Annotated in this window: 16 protein-coding genes; 8 read left to right on the top strand and 8 right to left on the bottom strand. The window is 44.0% G+C overall.

Going from position 1 to position 19,626, the window contains the following annotated elements; genetic code table 11:
• The first annotated feature begins 129 nt into the window (after nt 1-129).
• Nucleotides 130-2,076, top strand: a complete 1,947-nt coding sequence (acs, locus tag V7R35_RS17220) for an acetate--CoA ligase (RefSeq protein ID WP_334016111.1) — start codon at nt 130-132, stop codon at nt 2,074-2,076.
• Between the two features lie 15 nt (nt 2,077-2,091).
• Nucleotides 2,092-2,736: a response regulator transcription factor gene (locus V7R35_RS17215; protein WP_334016110.1), complete on the top strand. Its 645-nt coding sequence runs from the start codon at nt 2,092-2,094 to the stop codon at nt 2,734-2,736.
• A 19-nt stretch (nt 2,737-2,755) separates the two neighbouring features.
• Here the strand turns inward: V7R35_RS17215 and V7R35_RS17210 are convergent, their stop codons facing one another.
• The 4 genes from V7R35_RS17210 to rimK form a co-directional block, all read right to left on the bottom strand.
• Complete coding sequence (locus V7R35_RS17210) at nt 2,756-3,700, bottom strand: amino acid ABC transporter substrate-binding protein (RefSeq protein ID WP_334016108.1); 945 nt, start codon at nt 3,698-3,700, stop codon at nt 2,756-2,758.
• An 84-nt stretch (nt 3,701-3,784) separates the two neighbouring features.
• Complete coding sequence (locus V7R35_RS17205) at nt 3,785-4,216, bottom strand: ATP-dependent zinc protease family protein (RefSeq protein ID WP_438823489.1); 432 nt, start codon at nt 4,214-4,216, stop codon at nt 3,785-3,787.
• Nucleotides 4,217-4,232: 16 nt separating this feature from the next.
• Nucleotides 4,233-5,267 (bottom strand): succinylglutamate desuccinylase/aspartoacylase family protein, encoded by a 1,035-nt coding sequence (locus tag V7R35_RS17200; protein WP_334016107.1) that lies wholly within the window; start codon nt 5,265-5,267, stop codon nt 4,233-4,235.
• A gap of 38 nt (nt 5,268-5,305) precedes the next feature.
• On the bottom strand, nt 5,306-6,211 hold the full coding sequence (rimK, locus tag V7R35_RS17195; protein WP_334016106.1) for a 30S ribosomal protein S6--L-glutamate ligase: 906 nt from the start codon (nt 6,209-6,211) through the stop codon (nt 5,306-5,308).
• 231 nt (nt 6,212-6,442) lie between these two features.
• On the opposite strand from rimK, the gene V7R35_RS17190 reads away from it, so the two are divergent.
• Nucleotides 6,443-7,069, top strand: coding sequence for a mechanosensitive ion channel family protein (locus V7R35_RS17190; RefSeq protein WP_334016105.1), 627 nt, complete (start codon nt 6,443-6,445; stop codon nt 7,067-7,069).
• 19 nt (nt 7,070-7,088) lie between these two features.
• Here the strand turns inward: V7R35_RS17190 and V7R35_RS17185 are convergent, their stop codons facing one another.
• Nucleotides 7,089-10,541, bottom strand: coding sequence for a PAS domain-containing hybrid sensor histidine kinase/response regulator (locus tag V7R35_RS17185; RefSeq protein WP_334016104.1), 3,453 nt, complete (start codon nt 10,539-10,541; stop codon nt 7,089-7,091).
• A gap of 255 nt (nt 10,542-10,796) precedes the next feature.
• Between V7R35_RS17185 and V7R35_RS17180 the strand changes: the two genes are divergently transcribed.
• The 4 genes from V7R35_RS17180 to V7R35_RS17165 all read left to right on the top strand — a co-directional run bounded on the left by V7R35_RS17180 (nt 10,797) and on the right by V7R35_RS17165 (nt 15,389).
• A complete protein-coding gene (locus tag V7R35_RS17180) occupies nt 10,797-11,063 on the top strand; it encodes a DUF4212 domain-containing protein (protein ID WP_334016103.1) in 267 nt (88 codons plus the stop codon).
• A gap of 3 nt (nt 11,064-11,066) precedes the next feature.
• Nucleotides 11,067-12,773: a sodium:solute symporter family protein gene (locus tag V7R35_RS17175; protein WP_334016102.1), complete on the top strand. Its 1,707-nt coding sequence runs from the start codon at nt 11,067-11,069 to the stop codon at nt 12,771-12,773.
• A gap of 88 nt (nt 12,774-12,861) precedes the next feature.
• A complete protein-coding gene (locus tag V7R35_RS17170) occupies nt 12,862-14,691 on the top strand; it encodes a DUF294 nucleotidyltransferase-like domain-containing protein (RefSeq protein ID WP_334016101.1) in 1,830 nt (609 codons plus the stop codon).
• Nucleotides 14,692-14,708: 17 nt separating this feature from the next.
• The gene (locus tag V7R35_RS17165) at nt 14,709-15,389 is read left to right on the top strand and encodes a 3'-5' exonuclease (protein WP_334016100.1); all 681 of its coding nucleotides are present in this window, start codon (nt 14,709-14,711) and stop codon (nt 15,387-15,389) included.
• Between the two features lie 49 nt (nt 15,390-15,438).
• Here V7R35_RS17165 and V7R35_RS17160 read toward each other — a convergent pair whose 3' ends face one another.
• A complete protein-coding gene (locus tag V7R35_RS17160; protein WP_334016099.1) occupies nt 15,439-16,419 on the bottom strand; it encodes a GGDEF domain-containing response regulator in 981 nt (326 codons plus the stop codon).
• A 292-nt stretch (nt 16,420-16,711) separates the two neighbouring features.
• Nucleotides 16,712-17,215 (bottom strand): fasciclin domain-containing protein, encoded by a 504-nt coding sequence (locus V7R35_RS17155; RefSeq protein ID WP_334016098.1) that lies wholly within the window; start codon nt 17,213-17,215, stop codon nt 16,712-16,714.
• 232 nt (nt 17,216-17,447) lie between these two features.
• On the opposite strand from V7R35_RS17155, the gene V7R35_RS17150 reads away from it, so the two are divergent.
• Nucleotides 17,448-18,608, top strand: a complete 1,161-nt coding sequence (locus V7R35_RS17150) for a tetratricopeptide repeat protein (RefSeq protein WP_334016097.1) — start codon at nt 17,448-17,450, stop codon at nt 18,606-18,608.
• Nucleotides 18,609-18,700: 92 nt separating this feature from the next.
• Here V7R35_RS17150 and V7R35_RS17145 read toward each other — a convergent pair whose 3' ends face one another.
• On the bottom strand, nt 18,701-19,540 hold the full coding sequence (locus V7R35_RS17145; RefSeq protein ID WP_334016096.1) for a 2OG-Fe(II) oxygenase family protein: 840 nt from the start codon (nt 19,538-19,540) through the stop codon (nt 18,701-18,703).
• Nucleotides 19,541-19,626: the final 86 nt, after the last annotated feature.

The raw sequence follows: 19,626 nt of genomic DNA, 5'->3' as shown, positions 1-19,626 counted from the left end.
GTTCCCACTCAAAATAATAGCCGTTAGTTTTTCGATAAGACCAAAGTCTCATTTTGCTTTGCGGTTCAACCGTTACAGTGTTTCAATAGACAACAAAAAATTTACATCACTAATACAGAGGCAATCGTTATGACCGCCAGCAAGATTTATTCAGTGCCAGAAAACATTCTTCAGTCTACGCACATTAATGCAGAACAGTATGACGCTATGTATAAGCAGTCGGTTGAACAGCCCGAGTCTTTTTGGACCGAGCATGCCTCTTTACTAGAGTGGTATAAAAAGCCAACCAAAATTAAAAACACCATGTTTGGTGAAAGCGATGTGTCTATCAAATGGTTCGAAGACGGCGCGTTAAACGCAAGCTACAACTGTATCGACCGTCATTTGGCAGACAATGCCACTAAGGTAGCGTTTCACTGGGAAGGTGATTCACCTAGCGACAGCCAAGACATTACTTATCAAGAAGTGCACTACGAAGTGTGTAAGCTGGCAAATGCGCTTAAAGAAATGGGGGTAACCAAAGGCGACAGAATAGCTATTTATATGCCAATGGTGCCAGAAGCTGCATACGCCATGTTAGCGTGTGCGCGAATAGGTGCAGTACATTCAGTTATCTTTGGTGGGTTCTCGCCAAATGCTATTGCCGACCGCATAAACGATAGCAGTGCAAAAGTGGTAATTACGGCCGATGAAGGCCGTCGTGCAGGGCGCTCAATTCCGCTTAAAGCTAATGTTGATAAGGCACTAGCTGGTGATGCTTGCCCATCAATTACGCATGTACTTGTACACAAGCTTACCGGTGGCGATGTTGAATGGAACGCACAGCATGACGTGTGGTGGCACGATGCGGTAGACGGGTGTTCAGCGCAATGTGAGCCCGAGGTGATGAATGCGGAAGACCCGTTATTTATTCTTTATACATCAGGCTCTACAGGTACACCTAAGGGCGTTGTTCATACCACTGGCGGTTACCTGCTGTATTCAGCCATGACCTTCAAATATGCCTTCGATCATAAAGAGGATGACATTTATTGGTGTACCGCAGATGTGGGCTGGATTACCGGTCACAGCTACATGGTGTATGGCCCAATGGTCAATGCGGCCTCTCAAGTATTCTTTGAAGGTGTACCCACTTACCCAGATGTTAAGCGCATTGCCCAAGTTGTTGAAAAATACAAAGTGAATAGCTTATACACAGCACCTACTGCAATTCGAGCATTAATGGCACATGGTGACGTACCGGCAGAAGGGTGTGATGTGTCGTCACTTCGACTACTAGGTACCGTGGGTGAGCCTATTAACCCTGAAGCGTGGGAGTGGTATCACCGTGTTCTTGGAAGCAGCAAATGCCCCATCATTGATACATGGTGGCAGACTGAAACAGGCGGGCACATGATCCTTCCTCTACCTGGCGCATCTTCATTGAAACCAGGCTCGGCAACGCGTCCTTTCTTTGGCATTCAGCCAGCGTTATTCGATGCAGACGGCAACGAGTTAGAGGGCGAATCGGAAGGTAACCTAGTGATCAAAGACAGTTGGCCAAGCCAAGCTAGAACAGTATATGGTGACCATCAGCGCTTTATAAATACCTACTTCAGTGCTTACAAAGGCGTTTACTTTACTGGTGATGGCGCTCGTCGCGATGCAGATGGGTTCTACTGGATCACGGGCCGTGTAGATGACGTGCTTAACGTATCGGGTCACCGTTTAGGTACGGCGGAAATCGAAAGTGCGCTGGTGGCTCACGCGAAAGTAGCTGAGGCTGCGGTGGTTGGCTATCCACACGACATTAAAGGGCAGGGCATTTACGTTTATGTTACGCCAAACGAAGGTGTAGAAGTAGACGAAGCGCTGACTAAAGAACTGAAGTCGTGGGTTCGCGAAGAGCTAAGCCCTATTGCTACCCCTGATATGATTCAGTGGTCACGCGGCTTACCTAAAACGCGTTCAGGTAAGATTATGCGCCGCATCCTACGAAAAATTGCAGCAAATGAGCACGGTCAATTAGGCGATACTTCTACATTGGCGGATCCATCAGTTGTTGATACACTCATTGAGGAAAGGTTAAACAAATAATCAAGGATATAGGCAATGATAACCCTTTTGATCGCAGACGATCACCCATTGTATCGCGATGCACTACGAGGCGCATTGTCATTGTCTTTACCCACGCTTACGTTAAAAGAAGCGGGTGACCTCAGCACCACGGTCGATATTTTAAATAACGATGATATCGACCTTCTGCTTCTAGATTTGCATATGCCGGGCAGTAATGATTTGTTCGGCTTGCTACATATCCGCAAGTTGTTTCCGGATGTACCTGTGGCGGTAGTCTCTGGTACTGAAGACGCGTCTTTAATCTCAAAAATTATCAGTGTTGGTGCGCTTGGCTTTATTCCGAAAACGGCAAGCGCAAGTGATATTGCCAGTGCGGTGCAGTGTATTTTGGATGGCGATGTTTGGTTACCTGAAAGTGTGAGTGACGATATTGAAGAAGTTAACGAGGCTTTTTCTGAGTTGGCCGACAAAGTTGCATCACTTACTCCATCGCAGTACAAAGTGCTTTGTTATATGCGCGATGGCTTGTTAAATAAGCAAATTGGTTACAACCTTGATATAGCTGAGGCAACAGTTAAGGCACACGTAACTGCCATTTTTAAAAAGCTGGGTATTAATAACCGCACACAAGCAGTATTGATTGCTTCGCAGCTTGAATTAGAGCCTCCCGTTGCATAGCGCCAAAAGATTATAGTTTCTAATGGGAATAAAACTCAGGCAGAAACTTTTCAAGCGCTTTTTTACTCTCTTCGCTTAACAGCGGGTTGTCTATTTCGATAACTCTTCGTGAGCCTATTAGCTCCATTGCCTCTATATAGCCGCTGTGTGCTTCAAGTAGCGATTTGAACCGACCCGATTCAAACAGAATAAGGAGTCCCTCGGAAATGCGTGTGGCTAGCGCTGTATTACTGCTGTTAACAAAAAAGAAAATTGGGCTTGGGTAAGAAATAATAACGTGGTCATCTACGGTTAAACCTGCGGTCAGCTTTTCATTTGAAAGCTCTTCCCCCACCTCTAAAACACTTCTAGGAAAAAAGTCTGCAAAACCTTCAGCCACTATGCGAAAAGAGGCATTATAAGTGGTTTCAAGTACTTCAATATTGCTCGCGCGGAAGATTTTGGTGTCTGGCCAGTCGTAGCCTAGTACAGCTCTAAAGGCGGTGAGGTCGCCCTTAACGTTGACAAACTGAAGTCTGTTGTCGTTTTCTTTTACTAGCAAGGCTCGCTTTCCCAGTAGACCTGCCATAATGGGGATTCGTATTGGTAAAAATTGGCGCTCCCGTTCTTTTGAACTCATAGTCCATGTTACGTCGAGTAAGTTGTGTTCAAGATTTCTTAATTGACGGCTTTGAGAGGTATGTATATCACTAATTCTGATTTCATAAGAGCCATAAACAGGCGCCGTTGCATCAAGCACTTCGGTTAGCAGGTTTTTAGCATAGTCATATAATTGCTCTCGCCCGGGGTGAACATTTGGCAATCGTAAAATGGTATGCGGCAGTTGTTCTGATGTGTCGATAGGCTTATTAAGGGGAGCGGGCTGTTGTAGAGCATCTGCGGTAACAGGCGAAGCAGCCGTTGTGAACAGTGACACGAGTAGTGCTATATAAAATTTGGCTAACCAGTTATTAGAATGTGTCATATCATCGTCCGTAAAGCGCATAAAAACTGCAGTGAATTAATACTGCCGCACTATGCTATGCAGCAGGCTATGCGGCAGTTCACATTAGTCTTTTCCTGTAAGTAAGAAGTCGTGTTCAGGATCTACAATAAAATGTCCGCTCATTGCTTCTCGGCCTAATAACATTAAATAAGTCATTTCAGAGCGGTCGGTCAGGGTAAGCTGAATGTTCCATTGATCACCATCCATAATTATAGGCGTAATTATCACATATCGCTTTTCTCTGGTTGCCGTAGAGCTTTTAACACGCTTTTTGCCTTCTACTTTCGCCTCGCGCCTAACAATACGTTTTACGTCATGGATATCTGGATGAATATCAAACGTTATCCAAAGCTCATTATCTTTCTCAAATTCTTCAATGTTGTCCACGTGAAGCGACGATGTCGCGGCGCCCGTATCAACACGTACGTTTAAGTCGGTAATGGCTAGTTTTGGCAAGTCGCACAGTTCAACCGCGCCTACAATTTTTTTTGTCATCAGGTTTTTCTACCGATTATGCATCAACTGCGCCTTGTTCAGGCGGCAGTAAGTTATCTTGTAAAAGCTCAACGTGCTCTGCTACGGAGTCCGGCTGTGAAAAATAAGCAATATGGTAAACCGCTTCGCCTTCTTGGGTTAACGGTATATTTTGCTTACCAATTACAACACCTTCAGCAGGACTGTCTAAACTGTCTAAGTAGTTGCCAAACGGGTCAGCAATAATTGCCAGCTTGTCGCCTTTGTTTACATGGTCGCCAAGCTGTGCCAAGTGCGTTACAAAACCACTTTCTGGTGCGCGTACCCAGCCACTTTGTCTAGCAATAAAACGCTCAATGCTGTGGCCCTTGCTGCGACTTTTATTAAGCATACCCAAATGACGCATGGTATTAATAATGCCCTTAACGCCTGCACGAATTGAAAACTCGTCGTAACGCAATGCTTGGCCCGCTTCATAAAGTAATATCTTAACACCACTTTCACTGGCAGCTTCGCGTAAAGAACCATCGCGTAATTCAGCATTTAACAACACAGGCACACCAAAAGCTTTCGCCATTTCCAATACGTCTTCGTCGTCTAGGTCGGCACGAATTTGTGGCAGGTTACTTCGGTGGATAGCACCCGTGTGAAGGTCTATGCCCACGTCGCATTTACTTACTATTTCTTTAAAGAACAAGTTAGCTAATCGACCAGCCAATGAACCTTTCTTGCTACCTGGGAAACTGCGGTTTAAATCGCGGCGGTCAGGTAGATATCTTGACTGATTTAACACCCCATAAACGTTTACCATAGGAACAGCGATAAGTGTGCCGCGAATACGTGCGATGGCTTTCGAGCGAATCAGTCGCCCTACAATCTCAATGCCGTTTAGCTCATCACCGTGAATCGCCGCGCTAACGAACATTGTGGGTCCAGGGCGTTTTCCACGTTTGACATAAACAGGAATGCTCATATTGGTAGCCGTATATAGCGGCGGCATCTCAAGCTCTATCTTTTTGGTTTCACCAGGGGCAATGGTTTCACCCCCAATTTTAAGTACGTCGTTTACCACTCACGTTTTCCTATCTAACTTGCCAGTGTGCTGTGTAATTAACCTTTACCACGAGTTTTGGTTTTATGTGGCTCTGCGCTTTTTTCAATAAACTCAATTATCATTGCCGCCACGTCTTTGTTCGTGGCTTTTTCAATACCTTCAAGCCCCGGCGATGAGTTAACCTCCATAACCACTGGCCCATTATTCGAGCGAAGAATATCAACACCACAGCAATTTAAGCCCATAGTTTTCGCCGCATCTACTGCAGTTTTTCGCTCAGCAGGGCTTAAGCGAACAAGACTTGCCTGACCACCGCGGTGTAAATTAGAGCGAAATTCGCCAGGCGCAGCTTGTCGCTTCATCGCTGCCACAACCTTTCCACCTACTACAAAGCAACGAATGTCTGCACCGCCAGCTTCTTTTATAAACTCCTGTACCAAGATACTGGCATTTAGCCCCATAAATGCTTCGATAATTGATTCTGCAGCCTTTTGTGTGTCGGCCAAAACAACACCAATACCCTGAGTACCTTCCAATAGCTTAATAACGACAGGTGCGCCGCCAACGGTTTTAATAACGTCATCAATTTTGTCTGGGTGATGAGCAAAGCCTGTACGCGGCATACCAATGCCTTTACGAGAAAGCAATTGCAATGAGCGCAGTTTGTCGCGCGAGCGGCTAATAGCCACCGACTCATTTAAGCTGTACGTCCCCATCATCTCGAACTGACGAACCACAGACGTACCATAAAAGGTAACTGAAGCACCAATGCGCGGAATAACGGCATCGTAATAGGGCAGCTTTTTACCATGGTAACGCACCGACGGACGCGCGCTTGTTATGTCCATGTAGCAGTGCATAGTGTCTATAACGTCAACTTCGTGACCACGTGCTCTTCCTGCTTCTACTAAACGAGAAGTTGAGTAAAGGCGTGGGTTCCTTGAAAGTATTGCAATGCGCATTATTTAAAGCCTGTAATTTGTTTTAGTGAGTTGCTGAATTTTTAAACTTGCCATACTCACGTTAGAACGTGAATGTAAATTAAACAAGTCAATTTGCGCGCATACTAATAAAAGGTACGATGGGTGTCCTACGAATAATTCTTGTTGTGTCGATTGCTTTTAATGCATGAAGTAAAAGAACATTCGCGATAGCATTACGAAAAATAGTGTAACTAACTAAAAGGCTTTTTAATGAATGAGTGGTGGCACACATTTTTGGTGTGGTTAACACAATACCAATCGAATGTGGTGTGGAGCGGTGTGGTGTTACTAATTTACGTGGCTACAACGCGTAAACTATTGCCAAAGCTAGAGACTAATATTGCCAAGTCGAAGCTTAAAAGCAGTAGTGCAATAAAAGGTTTATTTGCCGCTCGAGTACTGGTAGCTACGGTATCAATTGCGTTACTACTTCTAGCATGGGGCATTGATTTTTCAGGCTTACTGGTACTCTCTACGTCCATCATTACCGTAACTGGTGTTGCGCTTTTTGCTAGCTGGTCGCTTATCAGCAATATAACCGCCTACTTTATACTATTAACTAATGTGTCTTATCGCCGCGGAAACTACATCCGTATTTTAGACGGCGACAATTACATTGAAGGCGTTATTGCTGACTTAGGTCCGTTTAGTATGCGCTTGGTTACCGCAGACCGAGAAACGTTAATGTACCCTAACAACCTTATTTTAACGCGGCCGGTGTTACTTAACCCAAAAGCAAAGTGGGGCACTATGGGGAAAGTGGTTTCAAAATCTGCTGTAGATGCACCGCCAAAAGCGGAAGAAAACCGTATTCATGAGGAAGTAATAGGAAAATAGCCGATTCCTTCTTGTTTGCCTATGACACGTTTTTTGCCTCGCGAATATAGCGTGTCATACTTTGCAGCAGTGCTCGTAATTTGGCTGGTTTCAGCGGCTTAGCTAAGAAGTTTACACCTTGCGCTTTGCATTGGGTTACCAAGTTTTCATCGGGTGTTGCAGTAATAAGCGCTGCCGGCACAACAACATTTAGTCGCGCACGAATTTCTTCGATAAGCGCTAAGCCATGTTTAGTCTCATCATGGCTTAATTGATAATCCATTAACAGTATTTGAGGCTGAAAGGTGTCACAAAGCGTTAGCGCATCATCCCAGTTGTTTGCTACCACCACGTTTACTCCCCATTTTGTCAGCAGCGTTTTCATTGCGTCCAGGTTTTCACGCTGGTCGTCAACACAAAGCACGTCCATATTGGCAAAGGTAGTATTTTGGGGTTTTGCTGATGTTTTTGACAACGTTTTGGGTTCAGCTTTACTTAGCGTGAAAGTAAAGCAGCTTCCTTTTCCAACAGCTGATATGACATTAATATCACTGTGAAGCTGCAGGCTTAATCGGCGCACCACGCCAAGGCCTAAACCTAAGCCGTGCTCCTTGCTGTCGTTTGTGCGAAAGAAGTCGCCAAAAATACTCGCCTGCTTGTCGTTGGCAATACCAATGCCGGTGTCGAGCACTTTGAACTGCACGTCATTTCCTATTGCTTTTACAGTGAAAAGCACGCGACCGGAATGGGTGTATTTCACAGCATTGGACAATAAGTTTTGTACGATACGGTACAAGTAGGTTTTGTCGGCATATGCCCAAAACGGCCGAATAATGGCTTTAAATCCAAGACCTTTTTCTTTAGCACGCATAGCCATTTCATCTAAAAGTGGCGTAAACAAAGCCTGAATATCAACCGCTTCAATGTCGGGCTTCATTTCACCCTGATCAAGTCGTGCAATATCTAGCAGCGTACCTATAAGGGTTTCGCTAGAGGTAACGCTGTGATTGAGCTTCTGGATAATATTATGTGCATACTCTGATAGCTCTTGCTCTTCCAAAGCACTTACGTAAAGCTTTGCTGCATTTAATGGCTGTAGCACATCATGGCTTGCTAGCGCTAAAAAGCGCGTTTTACTGGCGTTAGCGTCTTCTGCCGCTTTTCTTGCGCGGATAAGTTCTTTTTCCGCTTCTGAGCGTCTTTCAATTTCAAGGCGAAGTTCAGCATTGATAGAGTGGACTTCTTCGGTGCGTTTTTTAATACGTGCTTCGAGGTCAATGTTAGATTCTTCAAGCGCCTGTTGAATTTCAACGTGACCAGTGATGTCATTAAAGCTTGTAACAAAGCCACCACCGGGTAATGGATTGCCTACCATTTCAATAACGCGTCCATCTTTCCGTTGACGCGTAAAGCGATGGGGCATACCTGAGCGCAAATGCCCTAGGCGCTTTTCTACCTCGGCTTCAACATTATCGCTGCCAAACTCGCCTTGCGACGCATTGTAACGAATAAGCTTTTCAATAGGTGTGCCTACAGCGAGTAAGTCGTCGGGGTACGGATATAAATTGGCGTAACGCTTATTCCAAGCGACCAAGTTAAGATGTTTATCTACAACGCTTATACCTTGATCCATATTTTCAAGCGATGTAAGCAGTGCTGTCATATTAAACTGCATGGCTTGCGTTGTATCATCAAAGAAGTTGATGATTTCGGTGAAGTCCATCTTTTTGCCTCGAAGGGCACTGTCTAGTAAGGCCTTGGCACTTGATGCGCCAATTACCCCACCAAGCGCCCGTTCGCAAAACAGCAAGAACGATTCATCGGGTACAGCGTCGTGCTTAAGCTTACAATGATTTAGCTGTTGGTATTGCTCCAGCAACTGCTCGCATCGTCCCGTTCCCATAAAGGTAGACAAAAGCGTGGTTAAATCGGAAACGGCAACATCAACATTAATGGAAGGCACGGTTACCGTATTGGTTGTGGGCATAGCGGGCGACACAAAAGCTTCCGCTTGAATTCTGTCTACCAGCCGCTGCGGTGCAAACCATGAGAAGATAATGTAGACCAGGGTGTTAGCACCCAAACTTATCATCGCTCCCTGACTTATCAGTTCATTTTGCTCTAGTTGTGAAACTTGTTCACTCACAATGGGCAGTACCAACCACAAAGCCCATATAACAAGCCCAATCATAAGGCCTGCATATACGCCATGTGCGTGCGCTTTCTTCCAGTATAGACCACCCACAATAGCCGGCATTAATTGAATGACTAGAGAAAATGCAATAAGCCCAATTGAATGAAGAGAGCGGCTTCCTGTCATTTGATGATGATAAAAGAACGCCAGAATAAGAATAAAAGCAATTACGATGCGGCGGATAAGACGAATTCGACTAGAGAGATCTTGCTTCTTATCGGTTTGGCCGCTAAACGCAAGTAGTCTGGGTAATATAACGTCGTTAGTTAGCATGGTGCTAAGCGTTAAGGTGGCTACGATGATCATGGCGGTGGCTGCTGAAAGCCCACCTATAAATACAATAACCTGTAGCAGTGCAGACTCTGAAAATACGGCAAGTGAAAGCACATAAGAGTCGGGCTCTATTCCTGTCCCCGCAAATATTGCTTTACCCGCAATAGCGATAACGGGAATAACTGCCGAAATTACCGCAAGATAAAGCGGAAACAACCAACGTGCAGTGCGAATGTGACCAAGGCTTAAGTTATCGATTATGGCAACGTGAAATTGCCTAGGTAAACACACAATTGCAGCCGCAGCCATTATGGTTTGTGCAATAAACGAAAACGAACCAAATTGTGAAAGTGCTGCTTCGTTAACAAAACTGTCGAAAAAAGGCCCTGATTCAGTCTGTTTCCATGCGCTATAGCCAACAAAAGCCACTAATACTAACGCCAAAAGCTTAATAGTAGATTCGAACGCAATAGCCAGCATTAGGCCACGACGATACTCAGTAACATCTGTTTGCCTGGTACCAAAATAAATGGCGAAGACAGCAATAAAGCCTGTTGCGGCCAAGATAATTGCGTCGCTGTTCGACTGTTGTGTTAGTAATTGAAAGGTAGAGCCTACAGCTTTGAGTTGAAGCGCAATGTAGGGAATGGTGGCTAACAGTGCAATAAGTGTAACCACCAATGCGACTGTTTGTCGTTTACCGTAACGTGAAGCAATAAAGTCAGATATGGTGGTGATGTGTTGCTTCTTACTTACCAGCGTCATCTTATAAATAAACTTATAACCCAATAAGTAAACAAGGATAGGGCCAAGCATAATGGGTAAGTAAATCCACGTATCTCTACTGGCTTGCCCCACCATGCCAAAGAATGTCCAAGCCGTGCAGTAAATGGCGAGCGCTAATGAATAAATGGCTGGATGAGAGGTGATTGCGCGTGCTTTAGACGAGTTTTTTTCTCCCCAGCTAGCCAGAGAGAAAAGAAGAAACAGGTACAGCACAGCTAGCGTAACCCAACCAAATACCATAATTGCCTTTAACCTTGTGTTAACAACTTGTCGGTCATTATAACCATATCGACCATAGTCTTACCTACGACCATGGTCTCATTTTGAATTCTTATTGTCAGGTCTAGAGTAGTACGCGAGCTCCTAAATGCTTGACTTTGCTGCTTTGAAATAGGTTTTTCATATTTCTTGAATTGCGGCAACAGAGTTAAAAAGCCGGGCGTTAGGAAAATGTAAAATGATAACAACTAGTTAACCTGACATGAGGGTGAAACAATGGCATTTAGAAACGAAGAAGACAAAAAGGCATATTGGAGTGAGAACCTCTCACTGCTCTTCAAGCTTTTAGTCGTATGGTTCGTCGTATCATTTGGTGCCGGCATACTGTTTGTCGATGCACTAAACGAAATTCAATTCTTTGGCTTTAAGCTGGGCTTTTGGTTTGCACAGCAAGGCGCCATTTACGTGTTCGTTGCTTTGATTTTTGTCTATATGGCAAAAATGAACGCCATGGATAAACGCTACGGTGTAGACGAGGAGTAAACCATGGACGTTCAAACACTCACATTTATTATTGTTGGTGCATCGTTTGCACTATACATTGCAATTGCTATTTGGGCACGAGCTGGCTCAACGAATGACTTTTATGTCGCGGGTGGCGGTGTGCCTCCGGTAATGAACGGTATGGCTACTGCAGCCGACTGGATGTCAGCGGCATCGTTTATCTCTATGGCAGGTCTTATCTCGTTTATGGGGTATGACGGTGCAGTTTACCTAATGGGCTGGACCGGTGGCTATGTATTGCTTGCGCTTTGTCTTGCACCTTATTTACGTAAGTTCGGCAAATTCACGGTACCTGACTTTATTGGCGATCGTTACTACTCACAAACCGCGCGTACTGTTGCGGTATTCTGCGCAATCTTCGTGTGCTTTACCTATGTTGCGGGTCAAATGCGTGGTGTAGGTGTTGTATTCAGTCGCTTCTTGGAAGTTGATATTGTTGCAGGTGTCGTTATTGGTATGGTTATCGTGTTCTTCTACACGGTACTAGGTGGTATGAAAGGCATTACCTATACACAGGTAGCGCAATACTGCGTACTTATTTTTGCTTATATCGTTCCAGCCGTGTTCATCTCAATTATGGTAACGGGTCATATTCTTCCGCAAACTGGTTTTGGTGCCACGCTAGCCGATGGGTCAGGAATGTACATGCTCCAGAAGCTGGATATGCTCTCGGTAGAGTTGGGCTTTAACGAGTATACCTCGGGTACGAAGTCAACTATCGACGTGTTCTTCATTACCTTCGCGCTTATGGTAGGTACTGCAGGTCTTCCTCACGTTATCGTTCGTTTCTTCACTGTGCCTAAAGTTGCTGATGCACGCAAATCAGCAGGTTATGCACTTGCATTTATCGCACTTCTTTATACGACTGCGCCATCTCTAGCTGCATTTGCTCGCGTTAACATGATTGAGACCATCAATGGCTCTGAAATGATGGGTACAAGCTATGCTGAAGCGCCATCGTGGATTAAGAACTGGGAGCAAACGGGTCTTATCGGTTTTGAAGATAAGAATGGCGATGGAAAGATGTTCTATTCGGGCGATGAGCGCAACGAAATGAAAGTTGACCGCGACATTATGGTATTAGCAAACCCAGAGATTGCGAATCTACCTGCTTGGGTAATTGCGCTGGTTGCCGCAGGTGGTGTAGCGGCTGCGCTGTCTACCTCGGCAGGCCTGTTACTGGTAATTTCAACCTCCGTGTCGCACGACTTGTTGAAACGAAACTTCATGCCGAATATTACCGATAAAGCAGAGTTAATGTATGCACGACTGGCAGCAGGTGTGGCCATTGTTATTGCAGGTTACTTTGGTATTAATCCGCCGGGGTTTGTTGCGCAGGTGGTGGCCTTTGCCTTCGGCTTAGCGGCATCCAGCTTCTTCCCAGCAATTATCATGGGTATCTTTAGCAAACGTATGAATGATAAGGGCGCTATTTCAGGCATGATTTCAGGTCTTGCTTTCACAGCTACCTATATTATTTACTTCAAGTTTGTTAACCCTGCGGCGAACACGCCTGAAAACTGGTGGTTCGGCGTATCGCCTGAAGGTATCGGTACTCTTGGTATGGTAGTTAACTTTGTAGTAGCGTTCCTAGTGTTCAAGGTAACCGATGAAGCACCAGAGGAAATCCAAGAGCTAGTTGAAAGTATTCGTTATCCGAAAGGCGCTGGTGAAGCATCTGCACACTAAGCGTTTATACAACGAATAATATGGAAGTACAGCCAACCTATTCGCTTAGCGAGTAGGTTGGTTTTTCAATTTTAAAAGGAGAGCAGGTATGAGTGCTATAGCAAAACAAGTAGACGACTTTATTGCTAGCTCTGCTCCTTTCGACACCTTAAGCGTGGATGAGCGAACAGCGCTTATAAAAAATGCAGAACTGCTGTATTTAACCAATGAACTTGCTAGTAACATAAACGAGGCGGGGCCGCGGCTTTACCTTATTCAAAGCGGGCAGTTTTCGGTATTAGATGGGCAGGACACAATAAGGCATTTAAGTGAAGGTGACTACTTTGGCTACCCATCAATTGTCGAAAATCGTCCGATTGCACTCACCGTTACAGTAGAAAGCCCAGGTTTGGTTTATTGCTTTAATGCTAAATCGGTTCTACCTCTTTTATCCAAACCTGCCATCGGAAATTTCTTTAAAGGCCTGCTGAATAATGCTTTGCAGAGCACTGCAATGTCAGACAGCAATTCCATGTGGCTATACAAGAATTTGACTGAGGTCATTAACAAGGCACCAGTGTCAACCGAGGCTCAAACCACTATTTCAGATGCCGCCAGTTTAATGACTAAAGAAAAGGTGTCGTCGTTACTGATAACTCAAAACAATAAAGTAGTAGGCATTGTTACCGATCGAGATTTGCGTTCACGAGTGGTGGCAAAAGCATTAAATACTCAACAAGCAGTAAGCCACATTATGACGGCTAACCCTGCACAAATTAACGGTAATAGAACCTTGTTCGATGCCATGGCATTGATGACAGAAAAAAATATCCACCATTTACCTATTATCGATCATGTTTCAAATAATCCTCTTGGAATGGTTACTGCCAGCGATATCATTCGCCATCAAAGAGGAAACGTACTTTTTATTATCGGTGAACTTTCGAAAGCTGAAAACTTGTATGAACTCACGCGATTGTCGTGGCAATTGCCCCATTATTTTTCTGCACATGCCAAACGTGCAGGTGACTTTGATATTGCGGGGAAAATTTTATCGCAGGCTACCGATATTATGACGCGTAAGCTCATTGGCTTTTTCCAGCAAGAGCAGGGCAAAGCACCAATGATGTTTGCATGGCTAGTATATGGCTCGCAAGCCAGAGAGGACCAAACCATGGGTTCCGATCAAGACAACGGTTTATTACTGGCTAGCAAGCCAAACGAAGCGCAAGCACAATACTTTGCTAGTATGGCGGCATACGTTTGTAAAGGGCTTGCGAAGTGTGGCATCAAACTATGTGATGGCAACATTATGGCCAGTAACGATGCATTGCGCTTATCAGTAGACGAAGCCGTAACTGAAGCGCAGCAATGGGTTAAGTCACCCACTAAAGATGCGATTATGCATTTCAATATTTTTCTTGATGTACGCTGCGCCGCTGGTGATATTAGCTTGCTGAAATTACTTCAAAAACGCCGCGCTTCTTTGCTTCAACAAAAAATGTTTCTAGCGGCGCTCGCACGGCACAGTAACGATGTTGCAGTGCCATTATCTACCTTTCAACGTTTTACCTATGAAAAGCATCAACCAATTAAAGACAGCATTGATTTAAAAAAACGCGCTGTGGCTCTGGTTAACAACATTGCACGCATTTATGCTCTAGCCGATGGCCTGGTGATTCCCGGTACATTGGCACGATTAGAAAATTTAAGTGAACACTCTCAGCTGTCGCGCAAAGACGCAGACAACTTAAAAGATATTTGGCTTTTTTTAAATCGTATTCGCTGGCGGCATCAGCTGGAAAATAAGGTTACTGACAATCGTGTGTCGGTCAGTAGTTTATCGTCTATTGAAAAACATCAGTTAAAAGCCGCATTTAAAGCAATAGAAAGAACTAACCAAGCAATGATAATGAAGTTTTCAGGCGGCGTAGCGTAGAAGGCAATTAGAAAAGTATGATTAAAGCCCTTTTTAACGCGCTAAAGAATGTGTTTCCTTTTGCACCCTCGCGTAACGCCTTATTAAACACCTATCAATTTCAAAACTTACAGTTTACGGCTATTGATTTTGAGCTTACGTCTCTTGATCAAAAAGTAACGCAAATTACTTCAGTAGGTTTCGTGACAGGAAGCAATGGCGTTGTAGATTTGTCGACCAGTGACTATTACCTTGTAAAAACTACTGCGGATTTAGGGCAAAGCCCTGTTATTCACGGTTTGACAGAAGAGGCGTTAAATAACGGAGTAACGCTGCCTGATGCCTTAAATGCGTTATTGCCCAGGCTGCACGAGTCAATTTTAGTGTTTCATAACGCTAGCTTAGACTTGGCTGCATTGCATAATGTATTTGTGTCACTGGACTTACCTAAAACTGAGGTGATGTATATTGATACGCTTAAGCTTGCGGTTTATCAACTTAGCAAGCAGCATCAAGTATTACCCTCGCACTGTGCTACGCTTTTAGAATGCTGTGAACGGCTCGGTCTTCCAAGCTTTATAGAACATAACGCTTTAGATGATGCGATGGCTACAATGTCGCTACTCTTTGCACAGTTGTCAGAATTAGGTGTGCAAAAACATGAGAAGCTAAAGGTGTTAAAGCATACAGGGGCAGTAGGTCGCTTTACGCTTGGCTAGTAATGTAATAACGCAGCAATGGGGGCTAATGGCTTTAAGTATAGCCTGTTTATTGAGCTTGTTTTACTATGGCATTTATATCAGCAATGTTTTTCTGCCTGCGAGAGGTAGAGGGCGTGACACAGTTTCTTCCTGCTTCCTTTGAATGGTAAAGGTTCTTATCTGCCTCTAACATTACCGCTTCTATCGACTTATTATCGGTGGCGGTCTTCAATGCAATACCTGCACTAAGCGTTACCCGGTCGTGTTCAGATGAAGCATGGGGAATACCAGCGTTAAACACTAGCTCGAGTAACCGTTTGGTAACCTTTATAGCGCCATCTAGATCGGTATTCGGTAAAACAACTAAAAACTCTTCACCGCCTATACGAATTAATTTATCCATTGGCCTTAACAACGCATCGCCTATTGTTCTGCTTACTTTCCAAAGACAACTGTCACCTTCAAGGTGGCCATACATGTCATTGAATAGTTTGAAGTGGTCTACGTCGAACATTACCAAGCACAAAGGCGTTACGTTTCTTAGCCCTTCACGAACAAGGTTTGGGAGATAATCATCTAAATAATGACGGTTGTATGCGCCTGTTAATTTGTCTACATAAATCAATCGTTCGAGTAAATCATTACGTAGCTTGTGCATTAGATGTGATTTAACACGATTTCGCAAAGTGCACGCATTAACGGGCTTTACGATAAAATCGATACAGCCTGACTCCCAACATCTCGACTCATCTTCATCTGTAGACGATGATGTTACAAACATAATGGGGATGGACGCGGAGGATTGTTTTTTTCGAAGTATAGCCGTGGTGGCATGACCATCGAGGTCAGGCATTGAGACATCCATTAAGATGAGGTCAGGGCTGTTGTCTTCGCAATAAGATACTGCTTCGCTACCCGAACCTACCGAAATACATTGGACGGTATCTTCTAGCAAAGTTTCAAGAACAAGTCGTGTGCTTGATTGGTCGTCAACAATAAGAACATGACAATCCTTGAGTGTTCTATCGCCAACATGCTCAATGTACACGGTATTGCCTTAGGATGAATTCAAGCGCCATAGCCACTAAGAATAGTCTCCTTGGTTAATAAGTACATTAGCCTAAAGTCTATTATTTAAACATATTAACGCTTTGTTTGCTCTAAATTTGTTCGAACGTAGTGACGAGCTTCTTTGAACTTAGCTGAAGCGGTAATGCCTCAAAACGCGTCGAGATTTGCTTAAAGAGTATCAATAGCGTTGGATAAATCAAAAAGTGCAAGCGTATATACAAATAAGACTAAATTTATATACACGCCTACAATCGGATAGGATCTTAAATTTAGTTACTCGCTAACGCATCAGGCAGTAGCACTTTATCGATAACGTGGATAACACCATTGGTTGTCATCACGTCTGCTTTCACTACTTTTGCGTTGTTTATCATCACGTGATTCATTTTTGATGAGATGGCAATATCACCACCCTCTACGGTGGTAGCTGAAGACAAGCTCATTGCTTGCTTTGCTTTTACTTTTCCACTTACTACGTGGTAAGTGAGCACCTTAACTAGTTTGTCTTTGTTCTCTGGCTGTAACAGCATGTCAACGGTACCTGCAGGTAACGCAGCAAATGCTTCATTAGTTGGAGCAAAGACTGTAAATGGACCATCGCTCTTTAACGTATCAACTAAATCAGCAGCTTTGACAGCAGCCACCAATGTTGAAAACATATCGATTCCAGCGGCGGTGTCAACAATGTCTTTTTGCTCAGACATCTTGTGGCTGCCCGCCAGCACAGTGCTGCTAAAACATAGAACAAAGATCATACTTAAAATTTTACGCATAACGTTACCTTTAGTAGTGTGAGATAGATGGAATCAAACGTACTGCGAAATGTTTGATGTGAGTTGTTACGCGGTTATGTTGGAAAGTGATGATTAACTTTCTGTAACAGCGATTAGTAAAGACAAACGAGCTGTAATAAAGAGCGACCTGCACCGAAAACGTTAAAAAAATGTGAAAAAATGGTTTTGATTGGCTATATTTTATACTGTCGAGTGACAAGAGGTAATGCTTATGAAAGCTCGCGTATTATTCACCGTTCTCGCTATCTTGATAATTTGTGGATGTCAATCTACGGCTCAAATACAAACACGTGTTACTCCCCAACTCCTTGATGATTCTCTTTTTCCATCTCATCACTACTATGCCGTAGAGTCGGCAGATGCCGTATTCTTTTTGGATGAAGATGCGCAGCGGTTTGCTGAACGCGCTGTGCTTGAAAAGAGCATTACTGAAAAGAATGTAAAGGGCTTGGTAAAGGCTATTTTTGACCGTTCAGATAAAGGTATGCGGTATTTAACAACAGCAAATACTGTTGCAAACACCACATTTAACAATCGCACTGCAAACTGCTTGTCACTGTCTATTATGACCTTTGCGCTTGCGGAGCATGCTGGGCTAGAAGCAACATTTTACGAGGTGAAAATACCTGAATACTGGACTCGCCAATCGGGTTATAGCATGTTGAATGGGCACATCAATTTGCGCGTTTCCGTTCCCGAAGACCCGCTTATTACTTCTGTAGGATCCCGTTGGGCCGATGTCGATTTCGACCCTCAAATGTTGCGGGATCAGTTTCCAAGAGTCTCGGTTTCCAAAAACACCGTCCTGTCGATGTTTTACAACAATAAAGGCGCAGACGCACTGGTTGCTAATAGTTACACAAAAGCATACAGCTACTTCAAGGCCGCCGCTGAAATAGACCCTCTTCACCAGCAAAGCTGGGTGAACTTAGGTGTACTTTATAGAATGGTTGATGCTTATGAACAATCTGAGAGAGCCTATAAGCATGCGCTCTCACTCAATGATGATAATTTAACGGCGTGGGAAAATCTGTCGATTTTGTACTACTACCAAAATCGCCACCAAGAAGCAGCAACAATAAAAGAAATGGTAGAAACCCGTCGACGTAATAATCCATTTTATCACTATATTCTAGGTGAGCAGGCATTAGAGGAGGGCAATGCCGAGATTGCGCTAGTGCATTATCAAAAAGGATTGCGACTTGATAACACAAGGCACGAAATTTTGTTTGGCGTAGCTAAGGCATATCACGAACTAGGTGATGTAAGTAAAGCTCAGGCTTTCTTAGAAAGGGCATCGAGGCATTCTCCTAATGACCAAGAAAAGCAGCGATATGCATCTAAAGTAGCGTCACTTGCTAGTAACTATTAATGTATTGGTGAAAGCAGCTTTTCATCAAACATCAAACAAAAAAAAGCCGCAGACTAGCTGCGGCAAAAATAACACTACAAAAGGAACTTAATTTATATAACGCCCAGCTCACGAAGGCGCTCTTGCAGGTATGACCCTGCGGTATGACGTTCTGAAAGAACAACATCTGGTCTTGGGTGTAAAAATAGCGGCAACGATATACGTGATTTCGTCATATCTGCACCGTCTGGGTTTACAACCCTATGAGTAGTTGATGGGAAGTAATGGCCCGATGCCTCTTGAAGCATGTCACCAATGTTCACGATTAGGTTACCAAAATCGCATGGTACTTCTAACCAACTACCGTCTTGTGCTTGTACTTGCAAACCTGGCTCATTCGCCGCAGGTAAGATAGTAATTAAATTAATATCTTCGTGAGCAGCAGCTCGGATTGCATCAACTTCTTCATCACCTTTAAGCGGCGGGTAGTGCAGTATACGGAGCAACGTTTGATCAGAATCTTTTATCATGTTGCCAAGTGGTTGGCTGTACTTCGCGCTTACTTCAGCAGGTGAGTGCTTTTCTATCCACCCTAGTAGTTCAGTTGCTAGCGTATTGGCTTCTGCATAATATTGAGATATTTGCGGAAGTAACGCTTCTGGGCACTGACCCCAAGGGTAATAGTGGTAATACTCTTTAATATCTTTTTTCGTAAAGCCTTTCGCTACCTCAGATACACTCTGAGGGAAAAAGCCGTCTTGCTTACCTTTGTTGTACAGGTAATCATTCTTCTCTTCACTGTCGAAGAAGCCCTGCCAGTTATCGTAAATACCTTGAACCAATGACTGCTGGATAGGGTGGTTCTTTAACACACCAAACCCTGTCTCGCGAAGTGACTTCACGAATTCGTCTTGAGCGTTTTCCGCTTGGTAATCAACAGCTACTAATTGCATAACTTTATCCCGTATATTTTGACTGCGGCATTATAAAGGTAGACGGGCTACAGAAAAAAGTCGCGGAAATTGATACAAATCAACCC

Source organism: Alteromonas sp. S167, from assembly GCF_036864375.1.
Classification (GTDB): Bacteria; Pseudomonadota; Gammaproteobacteria; order Enterobacterales; family Alteromonadaceae; genus Alteromonas.
This window is presented reverse-complemented; position numbering and strand designations above follow the sequence as displayed.

Bases quoted from the DNA above. Each gene is read 5' to 3' on its own strand.
- rimK (WP_334016106.1), bottom strand. From the start codon at position 6,211: ATGCGCATTGCAATACTTTCAAGGAACCCACGCCTTTACTCAACTTCT.
- V7R35_RS17175 (WP_334016102.1), top strand. From the start codon at position 11,067: ATGGACGTTCAAACACTCACATTTATTATTGTTGGTGCATCGTTTGCA.
- V7R35_RS17150 (WP_334016097.1), top strand. From the start codon at position 17,448: ATGAAAGCTCGCGTATTATTCACCGTTCTCGCTATCTTGATAATTTGT.
- V7R35_RS17185 (WP_334016104.1), bottom strand. From the start codon at position 10,541: ATGGTATTTGGTTGGGTTACGCTAGCTGTGCTGTACCTGTTTCTTCTT.
- V7R35_RS17215 (WP_334016110.1), top strand. From the start codon at position 2,092: ATGATAACCCTTTTGATCGCAGACGATCACCCATTGTATCGCGATGCA.
- V7R35_RS17145 (WP_334016096.1), bottom strand. From the start codon at position 19,540: ATGCAATTAGTAGCTGTTGATTACCAAGCGGAAAACGCTCAAGACGAA.
- V7R35_RS17155 (WP_334016098.1), bottom strand. From the start codon at position 17,215: ATGCGTAAAATTTTAAGTATGATCTTTGTTCTATGTTTTAGCAGCACT.
- V7R35_RS17165 (WP_334016100.1), top strand. From the start codon at position 14,709: ATGATTAAAGCCCTTTTTAACGCGCTAAAGAATGTGTTTCCTTTTGCA.
- acs (WP_334016111.1), top strand. From the start codon at position 130: ATGACCGCCAGCAAGATTTATTCAGTGCCAGAAAACATTCTTCAGTCT.
- V7R35_RS17190 (WP_334016105.1), top strand. From the start codon at position 6,443: ATGAATGAGTGGTGGCACACATTTTTGGTGTGGTTAACACAATACCAA.
- V7R35_RS17210 (WP_334016108.1), bottom strand. From the start codon at position 3,700: ATGACACATTCTAATAACTGGTTAGCCAAATTTTATATAGCACTACTC.
- V7R35_RS17180 (WP_334016103.1), top strand. From the start codon at position 10,797: ATGGCATTTAGAAACGAAGAAGACAAAAAGGCATATTGGAGTGAGAAC.
- V7R35_RS17205 (WP_438823489.1), bottom strand. From the start codon at position 4,216: ATGACAAAAAAAATTGTAGGCGCGGTTGAACTGTGCGACTTGCCAAAA.
- V7R35_RS17170 (WP_334016101.1), top strand. From the start codon at position 12,862: ATGAGTGCTATAGCAAAACAAGTAGACGACTTTATTGCTAGCTCTGCT.